This window comes from Massilia sp. W12 (genome assembly GCF_037300705.1).
In the GTDB taxonomy this organism is placed as follows: domain Bacteria; phylum Pseudomonadota; class Gammaproteobacteria; order Burkholderiales; family Burkholderiaceae_D; genus JACPVY01.
Window position 1 is genome coordinate 5,170,812 of record NZ_CP147776.1, and the last position, 12,722, is coordinate 5,183,533.

The 12,722-nt window shown below is 56.0% G+C and carries 17 protein-coding genes; 12 read left to right on the top strand and 5 right to left on the bottom strand.

The annotated features are described in order from the left end of the window. Nucleotides 1-32: 32 nt before the first annotated feature. From V8J88_RS21085 to V8J88_RS21115, 7 genes are all read left to right on the top strand, one after another. Nucleotides 33-911: a TIR domain-containing protein gene (locus V8J88_RS21085; RefSeq protein ID WP_338849950.1), complete on the top strand. Its 879-nt coding sequence runs from the start codon at nucleotides 33-35 to the stop codon at nucleotides 909-911. Between the two features lie 92 nt (nucleotides 912-1,003). Next, nucleotides 1,004-1,327, top strand: a complete 324-nt coding sequence (locus V8J88_RS21090; RefSeq protein WP_338846238.1) for a hypothetical protein — start codon at nucleotides 1,004-1,006, stop codon at nucleotides 1,325-1,327. Nucleotides 1,328-1,726: 399 nt separating this feature from the next. Further along, on the top strand, nucleotides 1,727-1,969 hold the full coding sequence (locus V8J88_RS21095) for a hypothetical protein (RefSeq protein ID WP_338846239.1): 243 nt from the start codon (nucleotides 1,727-1,729) through the stop codon (nucleotides 1,967-1,969). A 55-nt stretch (nucleotides 1,970-2,024) separates the two neighbouring features. Next, nucleotides 2,025-2,396, top strand: coding sequence for a hypothetical protein (locus tag V8J88_RS21100; RefSeq protein WP_338846240.1), 372 nt, complete (start codon nucleotides 2,025-2,027; stop codon nucleotides 2,394-2,396). Nucleotides 2,397-2,440: 44 nt separating this feature from the next. Further along, the gene (locus tag V8J88_RS21105; protein ID WP_338846241.1) at nucleotides 2,441-2,740 is read left to right on the top strand and encodes a hypothetical protein; all 300 of its coding nucleotides are present in this window, start codon (nucleotides 2,441-2,443) and stop codon (nucleotides 2,738-2,740) included. A 594-nt stretch (nucleotides 2,741-3,334) separates the two neighbouring features. After that, nucleotides 3,335-3,868 (top strand): hypothetical protein, encoded by a 534-nt coding sequence (locus V8J88_RS21110; RefSeq protein ID WP_338846242.1) that lies wholly within the window; start codon nucleotides 3,335-3,337, stop codon nucleotides 3,866-3,868. 45 nt (nucleotides 3,869-3,913) lie between these two features. After that, on the top strand, nucleotides 3,914-4,831 hold the full coding sequence (locus tag V8J88_RS21115; RefSeq protein WP_338846243.1) for a LysR substrate-binding domain-containing protein: 918 nt from the start codon (nucleotides 3,914-3,916) through the stop codon (nucleotides 4,829-4,831). A 1-nt stretch (nucleotide 4,832) separates the two neighbouring features. On the opposite strand, the gene V8J88_RS21120 is transcribed toward V8J88_RS21115, so the two are convergent. After that, a complete protein-coding gene (locus V8J88_RS21120) occupies nucleotides 4,833-5,729 on the bottom strand; it encodes an EamA family transporter (RefSeq protein WP_338846244.1) in 897 nt (298 codons plus the stop codon). Between the two features lie 120 nt (nucleotides 5,730-5,849). Then, a complete protein-coding gene (gene udk, locus V8J88_RS21125; RefSeq protein WP_338846246.1) occupies nucleotides 5,850-6,479 on the bottom strand; it encodes a uridine kinase in 630 nt (209 codons plus the stop codon). A 332-nt stretch (nucleotides 6,480-6,811) separates the two neighbouring features. Between udk and V8J88_RS21130 the strand changes: the two genes are divergently transcribed. Further along, complete coding sequence (locus V8J88_RS21130) at nucleotides 6,812-7,546, top strand: alpha/beta fold hydrolase (RefSeq protein WP_338846247.1); 735 nt, start codon at nucleotides 6,812-6,814, stop codon at nucleotides 7,544-7,546. Nucleotides 7,547-7,873: 327 nt separating this feature from the next. Further along, nucleotides 7,874-8,071, top strand: a complete 198-nt coding sequence (locus V8J88_RS21135) for a hypothetical protein (RefSeq protein WP_338846248.1) — start codon at nucleotides 7,874-7,876, stop codon at nucleotides 8,069-8,071. 3 nt (nucleotides 8,072-8,074) lie between these two features. On the opposite strand, the gene dinB is transcribed toward V8J88_RS21135, so the two are convergent. The 3 genes from dinB to V8J88_RS21150 all read right to left on the bottom strand — a co-directional run bounded on the left by dinB (nucleotide 8,075) and on the right by V8J88_RS21150 (nucleotide 10,641). After that, a complete protein-coding gene (gene dinB / locus V8J88_RS21140; protein ID WP_338846249.1) occupies nucleotides 8,075-9,175 on the bottom strand; it encodes a DNA polymerase IV in 1,101 nt (366 codons plus the stop codon). Between the two features lie 90 nt (nucleotides 9,176-9,265). Continuing rightward, complete coding sequence (locus V8J88_RS21145) at nucleotides 9,266-9,901, bottom strand: hypothetical protein (protein WP_338846251.1); 636 nt, start codon at nucleotides 9,899-9,901, stop codon at nucleotides 9,266-9,268. Nucleotides 9,902-9,972: 71 nt separating this feature from the next. Next, complete coding sequence (locus V8J88_RS21150) at nucleotides 9,973-10,641, bottom strand: hypothetical protein (RefSeq protein WP_338846252.1); 669 nt, start codon at nucleotides 10,639-10,641, stop codon at nucleotides 9,973-9,975. 101 nt (nucleotides 10,642-10,742) lie between these two features. Here V8J88_RS21150 and V8J88_RS21155 point away from each other — a divergent pair, with 101 nt between their 5' ends. The 3 genes from V8J88_RS21155 (at nucleotide 10,743) to V8J88_RS21165 (ending at nucleotide 12,649) form a co-directional block, all read left to right on the top strand. Continuing rightward, a complete protein-coding gene (locus V8J88_RS21155; protein ID WP_338846253.1) occupies nucleotides 10,743-11,297 on the top strand; it encodes a DNA-3-methyladenine glycosylase I in 555 nt (184 codons plus the stop codon). A 138-nt stretch (nucleotides 11,298-11,435) separates the two neighbouring features. Further along, nucleotides 11,436-12,053 (top strand): hypothetical protein, encoded by a 618-nt coding sequence (locus tag V8J88_RS21160; RefSeq protein WP_338846254.1) that lies wholly within the window; start codon nucleotides 11,436-11,438, stop codon nucleotides 12,051-12,053. After that, nucleotides 12,050-12,649, top strand: coding sequence for a redoxin family protein (locus V8J88_RS21165; RefSeq protein ID WP_338846255.1), 600 nt, complete (start codon nucleotides 12,050-12,052; stop codon nucleotides 12,647-12,649). Before V8J88_RS21160 ends, V8J88_RS21165 begins: the two co-directional genes overlap by 4 nt. The last annotated feature ends 73 nt before the right edge of the window (nucleotides 12,650-12,722 follow it).

Genomic DNA, 12,722 nt, shown 5'->3' on the forward strand with positions numbered 1-12,722 from the left:
CGTTATCCATCACAGGAGGCTATGAAGTGAAGGTGTTTATTAGTTGGTCAGGGGCTCGAAGCAAGTTCGTGGCTGAGGTGCTTAGGTCATGGCTTCCTAAAGTCATTCAATCTGTGAAGCCTTGGATGTCGGAAGAAGATATATCGGCTGGATCGAGATGGTCGAACGACGTATCGAAGGAACTTTCGCACTCTAACTTCGGAATCATCTGCGTAACTCCTGAGAATCAGGCGAACCCGTGGCTGCTTTTTGAGGCTGGTGCCCTATCGAAAACACTCGACGAAAGCTATGTATGCCCGTTGTTGTTTGACATGTCGCCGGGGCAACTTGCCGGCCCACTGTCGCAATTCCAAGCGTCCCAAATTGACCAAGTAGGTGCACTCAAATTGCTTGTGACGATGAACAAAGCGTTGGGCACATCGCAATTGAATGCAGAAGATCTGGAAGAGATATTCAAAGTGTGGTGGCCACGCCTTGACCAACGACTTAAAGATGCACCGGCTGGTTCAGGTGATAAGCAGGTAAAGAGGGGGGTGGAGGATTTGCTAGAAGAAGTGGTTGAAAACACTCGAGAGCAACTTAGAAGGGAGAACTTGCGCATGGAGCACAGCAAAGAAAAGGACGCAAGGCTCGACAGTCTGTTGGACATGATGGATTCATCAATGGCCGCAATGAAGAATGCGCAGAAGATTCCGCAAATGATTGCCCGCTTCATTGGGGCGCGGGAGCCTTCCTCGCCAGAAGAACTGGCAATTTCGCAATTGGTGCGCTCGCTCCCCTCTATGGACATGGAGGGTATGGCCAACGTAGTGGCACAAATGCAGGAATTGAAAGTACGTGAGCAACGATTCACGGATGAACTATTGAATAAGCCTGCTGAAGGAAACGGTGCGGTCGCAAGTAATGGATAACATTTCCTTCCAGCGGACTGCCTTCGGCAGCCGCTGAAGTCAGGCGTTAGGCGTCGCCAATTCTCAGAAGCTCCACATCAACGTTGAGGGAAATGATGTCCGCAATTCATTTGATCGAGAAGGCGGGAACGGCTCAGGGCCTGAAACCAGTCGATTTCAAAGCAGGTCTTTGGGAAAGCGGCTACTGGAAAGTAGCCACAGACACCGCGGAGAAGCTGATCGGCGGTCACATATTCCTCCACTCAAGTTGGTCAGAGCCATCGCATTTCGGAGGTCAGATCAGCGCCTTCTCCATACACCGTTCTCCTGGAACCAAAGAAGATGGTCGGATCATCTTCAAGTTCACGTCTCTGCCAGAAGGCAAGGGAGTGAAAGCACCGGATGGCGCGGCGGGCGAGAAGCGGATTGCCTGGTAGAAGAAGTGCAATACAACTTCTGCGGCCTGCTACCAGCGCCGCCTAACCCTTCCATCGAGAGGACTCGCCCCGGCAAGCCGGGTCGAGCCTCTCATGTCAAACGTTAGAGCTCCCTACTTGAACACGTCCGACCCCAAAGACGCCATCCGCCGCCGGCTGTTTCTCGAAGCCGTTCGCAATGGCAATCGTGATCCAAAACATGGATTCAGGCTTTGCCCTGCGTGTAGCGGCCGAGGTTCAGTTTGCATCGAGCGAATCGAAAGTGGTCGTCACACTGCTGCATTCGAGGTCTGCGCAGAATGCAACGGTGAAACCATTGTCCCTGTCGATTGACCGGCTCATGAAAACATCTCGCGTTCAACGGCCGCGCTCTAACAAGGCAGTCAACCGGACACCCAAATGCTGCGCATTTGGGTTCCCTTCGCTGGCGCTCCGGTGCCGGTTACTTCCACGTTAGGCGTCAAGTCGCTGTTCGCCGTATTGTTCTGGTATATTTCAGCTCTTACCTGCGCCAAAGCCCGTCGCCATTGCTGGCTTGGCATCACGCAGTGCAAGGGTTTTTATCTCCGTCAGCTTTATTTTGCGAGGGCGCTTTGGCTGGTTTTCAATTCACAAAGGCTGTTGCCTTATCAAGCAGCCTAACCCGTCATTCCAGCGGATCGCCTGCGGCGCCCGCTGAACTCACACCTTAGACGACATGACCGAAGCTGACTACATTTCCGAGATCGAAAGGCGTTGGCCCTCCCGTTGCCCCGGCGAGCCAACGCGAGAGACCATTCATCTTACGAAAAAAGCTGTCGAAATCTTCCCAAAGTCAGCGAAATTGTGGGTCATGCGCGGGAATTTGCTCCAACTTATCGACTTTGAATGCGATATTCCATTGGGAGAGTCAGAGTATTGCTACCGGCAGGCCATAGCAGCAGACCATTTTTTTGCCGAGGCGTATGAAGAAATGGGCTACTTCCTAGACGTAATCATGGGCAAACCGAGAAAAGCCAAGCGTTTCTTTGACAAAGCACGCAGGCTAAAAAGATCGCGGCAAAAATACAACCGTGTAATTGCCGCCTAACACTTCAATCAACCGGACGCCGCTTACTTCCAACGTTAGGCGCTATGGCCCGCCATCTCGCAAATGATGAACTCCGCGCTGAGCTTCTGCCAAGCGTCGGGGATCATTCGGCCATCTTTCGATTTGCAATGCTCTTCAATGGCTACGAGTACTTTGGCTCGCTTGAAGAGGCGTCCGCTCAAGCCCGCAAGAAACAACGGGATAACCTGACAGCACTCCGCAATGAGCTATTCATCGCATCACGCCGTTCGCGCCACCAAGACTCTACCAAGTTCGCTGATCTTTATCGGGAGCTTTTCCCGCTATTGCAGGCAGCCATCAAGTCGGTTAAGTATGAGGCCTAACTGCTCGCTCAAGCGTTGGACGCCAAGCAGACAACGCATGGCAGGCATTCGCCGATACCACACCGAACCCAATCACAAACCACATTAAGGCAATGCTGTTGGCAGAATGGAGTGAGTTCGTGAGAGTGTCTGAGCAAGCTAGCGCGGCAGCCTGCCTGAAGAGCATGAAATCCAGTCGTGTTGGCGCCCAACCATTCGCGGCAGGCGCGACGGCTCTGGCGGGCCGCAGCCTGGACTCAAACCTTAGGCGTTGTTCCGATTTGTCGTGCCGCCGGTTGCAATTTTTTCGCTGAGTTTGCGGCAATTTTCAGGTTTCGCAATCAGCAGGCGAGCGATACCATGGCGTGCGTTATGCCAGCCATGCTGAAATGAAGGCTGCCAGCTTTGAATATATGAAGTCTTTTATAATCGAACCCGTCAGCATTCAACTCTGGGCTATCAATCGCCGTTTCAGTATCCTGAGCGCTGGCAGCGTGAGCAAAATCAGGAAAAGCTGGCTGTATGAAATTCATCTGATGGCAGACGAAATATCGAGGGAACCTCACTTTCCTGTCTTGCTACAATCCCCCCACCCCTCCAGCGAAAGGAATGCCTATGCTGCCCGTCCCGCCTCTGCCTGCCGCCGCTGCCCGTCATGGCGCGGAGTTGGTGAAAATCCATGCGTTTTTGTATCACATCGGCCTGCGGCTGGAACAAAAAGCGCTCGGCGATGACTGTTTTTTGCCCGGCTTGGAACTCGGGCCGGGGGTGGTGTATGTGGATTATGACAAGCTGTGCTGGCCGGGCGATATCCTGCATGAGGCCGGACATCTGGCGGTGACGCCGGCCAGCCAGCGCGCGGCAGTCGGCAGCGCTGCGCTGGAACTGCCCTGGCCGACCCAGGGCGAGGAAATCGGCGCCCTGCTCTGGAGTTACGCCGCCCTGCGGCATCTCGATCTGACCCCGGAGTATGTGTTTCATGCGGATGGCTATAAGGGCGACGCCGGCTGGCTGGCGGAACAATTCTGCAGCGGTAATTATATCGGCATGCCGATTCTGGAATGGGCCGGGCTGTCCCTCTCGCCAGAGCGGGCGCAGGCAGAAGGCAAACCGGCCTTTCCGCAGATGCTGCAATGGCTGCGTGATTAAGCGGCGCTGCTATACTGCGCCCTTTCCCCTCTGTAAGCTCAGACCATGGACCCGCTGCTGCGCAAGCTTGATTTGAATCTGCTCAAGGTCTTCGATTTGCTGTATGACACCGGCTCCGTGTCGGATACCGCGAACCTGCTGTGCATCAGCCAATCCGCCGCCAGCCATTCTTTACGCCGCCTGCGCCTGGTGCTGGACGATCCTTTGTTTGTCAACAGCCGCCAGGGCATGTCCCCCACAAAATTGGCGCAACAGCTGATGCCTGGCATACGTCAGGCCCTGGCGACGCTGCAGCACAGCTTGAATTTCGACCACGATTTTCAGCCAGCCGCCAGCCGCCGCTGCTTCACCCTGTACGCCAGCGAATATGTGGAATTGCTCTTGCTGCCGCCCTTGCTGACCTTGCTGCGTCAGCAAGCGCCACATTGCAGCCTGGAAGTGCGCCGCCTGCAAAACCGGATTCCCGCCGCTGAATTGGAACAGGGCAGTGCGGATCTGGCGATCAGCTATGCCGGTTGTTTTGAATTGCATCCCAATCTCTGCCAGGAAGCCTTGCTGCAAGAAGAATTGTGCTGCGTGCTGGATGCGGCTGATGCGCTGGCGGCTGATCAGCTGGATTTGCCGGCCTATCTGGCATTGCCGCATATCTATCCCGCCCCCTGGGGCGACAGCAGCAATCTGGTGGACGCCTGGCTGGCGCGCCAAGGCCAGCAGCGCTGCATCCGCCTGAGCACGCAAAATTATCTGGCAGCCGCCTTGGCCCTGCCCGGCAGCGGCGCGCTGCTGACCATGCCGCGCCGTCTGGCGCAAGCGATGGGCGCCTGGCTGCCTTTGCGCATCCTGCCGGCGCCGCCCGGCTTACCCGGATTCACCCTGGAAATTCTGAGCGCGCGCCAGTTTCACGCCAGCGCGCCGAATCGCTGGTTGCGCGCCTGTTTGCAGCAAGTTGCGGCCAGCTTATAAATCAGGCGCTGCGCACGCGCGCCAGCAAAAGCGGGGCCAATAATGACAGCGCCACCCCGGGCAAGGCCGCGCCCGGCGCCGGGCGTTGCCAGAACAGGAAATTCAACAACAGCACCAGGGCCGGCGTTAAATAACTGTAGGACATCACCACCGTCGGCCCCAGGCGCTTAATGCCATATTGGGTCAGCCAGAAACTCAGACAGGTGGCGCCCAGGGTCAGATACAACAGCGCGCCCCATTCGCTGCCTTGCAAACGGCCCCAGTCCAGCACACCATCCTGCAGCAGCAAGGTCAGGCCCAACATCGCCAGGCCGCCCAACAGCAAGACCCAGAAAGTGATAAAGGCGGCGGAACGCTGCTGCGGCAATTGGGGACGGAACAGACGGCTCAACACGCCATGCCCGGCCATGCAGGCGCAGCCGGCGACAAACAGCGCATCCGCCGGTTGCCAGCGCAGCGCGCCGGCTGGCGTGCTGTGCAATAAGACCCACAGCGCGCCCAGCAAACCGGCTCCCATGCCCAACATCAGACGGGCGCCGGGTTTTTCGCGCAAGAGGAAAAAACTCAAGCCGGCGCTCAATGCCGGCGTCAGGGTGTACAGCATGCCGGCATTCAGCGCGCTGCTGTGCTTTAAGGTATGGAATAAAGCCCAGAAATACGCCACCAGCAATGTCGCCAGCACGGCATAGCGCAATGTCTCACTGCGCTGCGGCAGCGATAATTCTCCGCGCCAGGCCAGCCAGGGCAAAAACAGCAGGGCGGCCAGCAAAAAGCGCAGGCTGGTCAGGCCGGCGGCGTCGATTTGCGGGGAAATCATTTGCGCCACCGGAAAAGAGGCGGCGATCAAGAGCGCCCAGACGGCCATTAACACATGCGGAAAAAAAGCGGATTTTTGCATCTTGGGGCGCCGGCGCGGCATTGCTGTTGAGAAACAACGCAGTATAGGCAGCGCGCCGCGCCAGCGGCAAATGAGCAATCTTCATGCGCGCATGCAGCAAATGCAGGCGCCGTGCGCGCCTCAGGTCGGGCATTCGTCGTCGATCAGGCTGGCCACCTTGGTCACAATCATATCCACCGCCGCCACATTCGCGCCATGCGGCAAAATCACATCGGCATAGCGCCGCGTCGGTTCGATGAATTGGTTATACATCGGGCGCACTGTGGCCAGATATTGTGTGATTACGCTCTCAGTGGTGCGGCCACGCTCGGCGATATCGCGCCGCAGGCGGCGGATGAAGCGCACATCGGCATCGGTATCGACAAAGATTTTGAGCGACATCATGTCGCGCAAACGCGCGTCATACAGGGGGAATAAACCTTCCAGCACGATCACCGGCGCGGCGTTGAGCATCACGCTTTGCTCGGCCCGTTGATAGCGCGTGAAATCATAGGTCGGCATGGCCACGCTTTCGCCGCGTTGCAGCGCTTCCAGATGCGCGATCAAGAGCGGCCAATCAAAGGCGTCCGGGTGATCGTAATTGGTCTTGAGCCTTTGCTCAAAGGGCAGATGCGGCTCGTCGCAATAATAATTGTCCTGGATCAGCACCGTGACCAGATTCTCGCCTATGGTGGACAACACCTGCTGCGTGACGGTGGTTTTACCGCTGCCGCTGCCGCCGGCGATGCCGATGATAAAAGGCTTGTTCATGTGAATTACGTGCAGAAAAGCGCAAATTGTATAGCCAAACCCGGCATTTGGCGCATGCCTGCCTAAAAAATATGCACCCGGCGGCAAGCCGCACGGTTTCGGCTACAATGCTGTTGCTTCTATTCCAACACCATCACATCATCTTCGATTCCTCAGTTGGACAGGCCGTATAGGCAGTTTACCGGCTGCACCGTGACGCCGGGGAGTCGGGAAACAAGTAATCGGGCCTGTAGCGCACTCACTCCATGGGGGAATCTGCTGTTTGCAGGAAATTTCAATATATTCATCGACTTATCTAAGCCTGAAAGCGCTCAACTGAGAAAGTTAGGATCATGTCACAAGCACGCCATTTATTTTGTCTGCCGTATGCCGGCGGCATTGCACAGTCGATTTACGCCCGCTGGCAACAATATTTGCCGCATTTGCGGGTCCACCCCTTGGATATCGCCGGCCACGGGCGACGCTATACAGAAGCCTTTGATGCCGACCTGGCCGGGGCGGCGCAAGACATTTGCCGCAAGATCACAGCACATTTGGCGCAACATGGCGGAACTTGGATGCTGTACGGCCACAGCATGGGCAGCATGCTGGCCTATGAGACGCTCGCCGCCGCACACGCCGCCGGCTTGCCGGGGCCGGAAGTTTGTTTTCTTTCCGGACGCAATCCGCTGCATGTGCCGCGCAATCGACGCGAAATTCACGAGTTGCCGGATGAAGAGTTTTTGCAGGAAATCCAGCAACTTGGCGGCACTTCGCAGCGTTTTTTTGAAAATCCTGAATTAGTGCAAATGTTTTTGCCGGTTTTGCGCAGCGATTACCGCCTGGTGGAGCGCTGGCGGCTGCAACAAACCCCGCATATCAGCAGCGCGCCCCTGGTGTTTTTCAGCAGCGCCGACGACACCTTGCTTGATCACGGGCGTTTGCATGAATGGCAAAACTATTCCAGTCAGCCGCTGCACATCGAGCATTTTGCAGGCGATCATTTCTTTTTATTGCCGCAGGCGGAACAGGTGTGCGCGCGGATTGCCAGTTGTTTGCAGAAATTAGCGGCGCAAACTGCCGCTTGAAGACACTGCGCCCCCCATGCCGGCGCAGTTTGAAGCAAGACTCAGCACGGCGCCCGGCTGCATCCCTGCGCCCCTGATCTGGCCTTGCCGGGCAAGCAGCCTGTTGTGCGGGTCACTGTCGCCCGCCTGCTGACGGGTCTGTTTTATACGACATTCCGGCATGCCGCGCGCAGCTGTGTTTCTTTGACAAAGTCTGCGCATATTGCAGCGATCCGGCCTGAGACAGAATTGGCATGCTGGCGCATGTTATTGCTATTATTCATGCCTGAATAAACTGTCTTAGCCTGCCGGTTATGTTGTTATTAAAAGCTCAACCGGCATGACTGTATGCTAGCAGCCGCTTGTAAAATTGCAAGGGTGCAACTTTTATTTCTTTATGGAAATTTTACAGTCTTCTGTTTTCCAGAATTTGGGAAACAATTCGAGGGAAAACCAAGATTAACGGCAGAATGTGGCGGAAATGAAGCAGGCTGCGGCAAAAAAATTACATCATTTAAATTCATGCAAGCTGGCAAGACTGATTGAAAGTCAGCTTTTTTCCTCAGTCAAGGTGGCCATGGCCATATCGCGCGGAAATAATTCCAGCTGGACGCCGCCGCCCGGCGCATGCAAGCGCACGCCCAGGCCCAGCAAACGCATCGGCAAGCGTTTCCGGGCATAGCCCAGGGCCAAGAGATGGCGATATTGCGCCAGATCCGGGGCTTGGCCACCGCACTCGACCGTGGTGATGCGGAAATCATTAAAGCGCAGTTTGATATACAGCTTCTCAATCAGATGGCTGGCGTCAGCGCGCGCGATGCGGCGCAACAGTTGCGCAAACAGGGCCGGCAATTCCTGTTCGGCCTGGGCCAGATTGCGCAGATCAGGGGTAAAGGTTTCCTCCACGCTGACTGATTTTCTTCCATCGTCAATCGAGACCGCGCGCGTATCCTGGCCCCGGCTCAATTCATACAGGCGTTCGCCCATACTGCCGAATTGCATGCGCAATTGCATCAGGCTGGCGCGCTGCAAATCGGCGCAGGTCAAAAAACCCTGTTGCCGCAACTTGGCCGCCGTCACTTTGCCCACCCCAAACAGTTTTTCCACCGGCAGCACGGCGACAAATTCCGCCACATCTTGCGGTTTGATCACGAACAGGCCGTCCGGTTTATTCCAGTCGCTGGCGATTTTGGCCAGAAATTTATTCGGCGCCACGCCGGCGGATACGGTGATGCCGACTTGTTGCCGCACCCGTGCGCGGATTTCCTGTGCGATCAAGGTGGCGCTGCCGTGGTGCGCGCTGCATTGGCTGACGTCCAGATATGCCTCGTCAAGCGAAAGCGGTTCGACCAGTGCGGTGTAATCCTGATAAATCGCCATGATCTGGCGTGAGGCCTGGCGGTATTTTTCCATATCGCCACGCAATAAGACCAGATTCGGGCAGAGTTGCAAGGCTTGTGAGGTGGGTTGCGCGGAATGCACGCCAAAGCGGCGCGCCACATAATTGCAGGTGGCGATCACGCCGCGTTGTTCCGCGCTGCCGCCTATCGCCAGCGGCACATCGCGCAAAGCCGGGTTGTCGCGCATTTCAACTGCTGCGAAAAAACAATCGCAATCGCAATGGATGATTTTGCGCTGAGGGAGATTCACGGCGGCCTGATACTGTTTAAAAACACAGTTTATTGTATAGCCTTTGCCGCCGTTTGTGCAGTACGCAGAGGATTGCGCCGCTGCTGCGCCTCACATTTTGCTGTGCTCGGGATAGATCTGGTACAGGCTGCAGAATTTTTGCGTGTCGCGTTCACGTTTTTGCGCATACAAACGCCACTGACCATCCGCCCCGCGCACGCCGAAAATGGAAACAGTGCGGTTATCGCCGTACATGCCGCGTTCATTTTCATCTTCTTCATGGCCATAAACGATTTGTGCGCCGGGGTGTTCCTCCTTCAGGAAGGCGCGCAGATCGGCGGCTTTAAAACCGCTGGGGTTGACATGCGCCACCTTGACCGATTGCCCCTTATTCCAGACGATGAAGCAACATCCCGTCAGTTCGCCGGTGATCATTACCGATGAGCCATTGCCGCCCAAGGTATAGGGCTTGATCTCATTTGCGTTCGGATCCATCCGCACCACATGCACCAGCGTTTGATGCGCACCGTCTTTGATGGCGCCGGATGGCCCCATTTTGAAAAATTGACCATTCGCCCCGGATTTCAACACGATAGGCGCTTCATCCGCACTGTAGGCTCCCAGCGCAACTTCATATTCAGCAGACGGTTTATTGCCGACGCCGGCCAGACGCAGGGTGTAAGTTTTCAGGAAGTTAACCGGATTCGCGACCAGGGCGGTGTAGGCGGTGCTTGATGACAGGGGCATGATAGACCTCAATATATAGTGAATGTATGCACACTGTGACGCAGAACTGTGGAGGAAATTTGGAGCGCGGCTTACACCTCAGAAAATGCGGGCCACAATTGCACCACGCGATGGATGACGTTATTGCCATTGCCATATTCTTGCGAATAGACGCGCCACTGGCCCTGCGCATTGCGCACCCCGACCACCGCGCAGTAATCCCGGTCCCGGTCGTAGCATTGATTGCCCTTGCCATTGCCATACACCTGGGCATCTTCGTATCGGCTTTTCAGGATTTCGGTCAGCTTGCTTGAAGCGTCATCATTGATCGACACGGAATGCGGTTGCACATGGGCGATCAATACTTTATCGCCGCTGCCCTGTTTAATCACGATCGCGCAGCCATTGAGTTGGGAGGTCAGCATCAGGGTTTTGCCATTTTCCCCCAATTCTGTGAAGGTCAGCGTATCGCTCAAGGCCTGCATCGGCAGATTGTGCGCCGTGAATTCCTTTTTAATGACGTCTTTGACAGCGCTGCCGCCTTTGACATCAACCCGCAAGACATCGGTGTCTTTCATCGCCTTGTAGCCGAATACGGTACCGGGCCGTTGGCCATGTTTTTTATTGTCATACAGTTCAAAATTGAGCTGGCAGTTTGACGCGCCGCCGGCCAAACGCAGCGGCCAGGTGCGCAAAAAACGCACAGGATTGCTCAATAACAAATTGTAGGCGCCGTTGATGGCATTTTCATTCATGGGCATGCTGTTCTCCAGTTGGGTCAGATGGGAGCAGCATGCCCGGCAAGCATGGAGCAATCATGGAAAGCCGCATACAATGATTTTTTTATTGCGAGAACCCCGCCATGCAACGCTGTTCCTGGGCCAATCCGGCCAACCCTCTTTACCTCCAATATCACGATGAAGAATGGGGCCGCCCCTGCCATGATGAAACACGGCTGTTTGAAATGCTGATTCTGGAAGGCGCGCAAGCCGGCCTGAGCTGGGAAACCGTGCTCAATAAGCGCGCCCATTATCGGGTGGCGTATGACGGCTGGGATGTGGAAAAAATCGCCGCCTATGACGACGCCAAAGTGGCGGCCCTGCTGGCGGATCCCGGCATCATCCGCAACCGCTTGAAAGTGGCGGCCAGTATTCAAAATGCGCGCGCCTATTTGCGCTTGCGGCAAGAATGCGGCGGTTTGGATGCATATATATGGGGCGCGGTGCAAGGCAAGCCCATCATCAATGACGGCGCGCGCTTTTTCACCAATACCCCGTTATCGGATGCGATTTCCAAAGATTTGCAAAAACGCGGCTTCAAATTTGTCGGAACCACGATCATCTACGCCTATCTGCAGGCAATCGGGGTGGTCAATGACCATCAGCAAGGCTGTTTTTTGTGCGGGCAAGCATTCTGATTCGCGGCGCCTTATTCCGTGTTCCAGGCAATTTATCTGATTTTGCAGCAACTTCGCTTAAATTCTGTTAATTATTACCGATGCAAAACCCGGCGCGCGCAGCGCGGGCGATGCAAAACCAGAGTATGATGCAGCCCCATGAGTGCACATAAGCAAGATATCGAAGGCCTGCGGGCGGAAATCGCAGCGGCGGCGGCGCGCATGATCGCCGAGGATGGCGCTGATTACAGCAGCGCCAAACGCAAGGCTGCGCGCCAGATTCTGGGCGTGGCGCATAGCGACGCCCTGCCCGATAACGCTCAGGTCGAAGAGGAAGTCCGGCTTTACAATGAATTATTCCTCTCGGAAACTCAGCCCAGGCGCCTGCTGCATCTGCGCCGCCTGGCGCGTCAGCTGATGCAGGAGTTGCAGGAATTCAATCCCTGGTTAAGCGGTGCGGTCTGGAATGGCACAGCGGGCGAGCATTCCGACATCCATTTGCAATTGTTTTATGACAATGCCAAAGATGTGGAAATCTTCCTGCTGAATAAAAATGTGCCGTTTGAAGTCAGCGAAGGCGCACACTTCAAAGCGCACAAAATGGAAGCGGTGGAAAACATTCATTTCATGTGGCAGGGCGAAGTGGTGACGCTGGCTTTGTATATGGAAGATGATTTGCGCGGCGCGCTCAAGCCGCGCGACGGTAAAGCGCAACGCGGCAATCTGGCTGCGCTGGATGCCTTGCTGGCGCAGGATGGCGCGCAGGGGGCGGCATGAAGTCCTCCAGCTGGTGGTTGCTTGCGGTTGGTCTGGCCTCTGCCGGGGCCGGATTGTATGTGGCGCAGCGCGAAATGGATAAGCTGGGGCAAAGCGCCGCCGCCATCAAGCCGGCCAGCGCTGATACCCTGCAAGCGCAGGCGGTGCAAAAAATGTTCGCCATGCAATTGCCGGATCAGGATGGCAAAGCGCAGGCGCTGGCGCAATGGCGCGGCAAACCGCTGCTGGTGAATTTCTGGGCGCCGTGGTGCGCCCCTTGCGTGCGCGAAATGCCGGCCCTGGTCAAGCTGCGTCAGGATTTCGCCGGCAAACAGCTGCAAGTGATCGGCATCGGCATGGATAATGCGGCGGCCATCAAGGAATTCGCAGCGCAGCGCAAAATCGATTTGCCGCTGCTGGTGGCCGGCGTCGAGGCGGCGGAATTGTCGCGCGAACTGGGCAATGAACGCGGCGGCCTGCCCTATACCGTGCTGATCGGTGCGGACGGGCGGATTTTGAAAAGCCATGTGGGCGAATTGAAGTTCGATTCCTTATACCAGGAATTGCAAGTATTTTTTGGTGGACTGGGCGCGGCCCCAAGCGCGCCGGGTTCTTAGCAAATAGTAAAAATTGCTGCAATTTGTTCTTGCCAATCTGAAGTGTTTGGCGGCAAAATGCGGGCAACATCGG

Coding starts and splice junctions, on each gene's coding strand:
- V8J88_RS21090 (WP_338846238.1), top strand. CDS start 1,004: ATGATGTCCGCAATTCATTTGATCGAGAAGGCGGGAACGGCTCAGGGC.
- V8J88_RS21095 (WP_338846239.1), top strand. CDS start 1,727: ATGCTGCGCATTTGGGTTCCCTTCGCTGGCGCTCCGGTGCCGGTTACT.
- V8J88_RS21100 (WP_338846240.1), top strand. CDS start 2,025: ATGACCGAAGCTGACTACATTTCCGAGATCGAAAGGCGTTGGCCCTCC.
- V8J88_RS21105 (WP_338846241.1), top strand. CDS start 2,441: ATGGCCCGCCATCTCGCAAATGATGAACTCCGCGCTGAGCTTCTGCCA.
- V8J88_RS21110 (WP_338846242.1), top strand. CDS start 3,335: ATGCTGCCCGTCCCGCCTCTGCCTGCCGCCGCTGCCCGTCATGGCGCG.
- V8J88_RS21115 (WP_338846243.1), top strand. CDS start 3,914: ATGGACCCGCTGCTGCGCAAGCTTGATTTGAATCTGCTCAAGGTCTTC.
- V8J88_RS21120 (WP_338846244.1), bottom strand. CDS start 5,729: ATGCAAAAATCCGCTTTTTTTCCGCATGTGTTAATGGCCGTCTGGGCG.
- udk (WP_338846246.1), bottom strand. CDS start 6,479: ATGAACAAGCCTTTTATCATCGGCATCGCCGGCGGCAGCGGCAGCGGT.
- V8J88_RS21130 (WP_338846247.1), top strand. CDS start 6,812: ATGTCACAAGCACGCCATTTATTTTGTCTGCCGTATGCCGGCGGCATT.
- V8J88_RS21135 (WP_338846248.1), top strand. CDS start 7,874: ATGCTAGCAGCCGCTTGTAAAATTGCAAGGGTGCAACTTTTATTTCTT.
- V8J88_RS21145 (WP_338846251.1), bottom strand. CDS start 9,901: ATGCCCCTGTCATCAAGCACCGCCTACACCGCCCTGGTCGCGAATCCG.
- V8J88_RS21150 (WP_338846252.1), bottom strand. CDS start 10,641: ATGCCCATGAATGAAAATGCCATCAACGGCGCCTACAATTTGTTATTG.
- V8J88_RS21155 (WP_338846253.1), top strand. CDS start 10,743: ATGCAACGCTGTTCCTGGGCCAATCCGGCCAACCCTCTTTACCTCCAA.
- V8J88_RS21160 (WP_338846254.1), top strand. CDS start 11,436: ATGAGTGCACATAAGCAAGATATCGAAGGCCTGCGGGCGGAAATCGCA.
- V8J88_RS21165 (WP_338846255.1), top strand. CDS start 12,050: ATGAAGTCCTCCAGCTGGTGGTTGCTTGCGGTTGGTCTGGCCTCTGCC.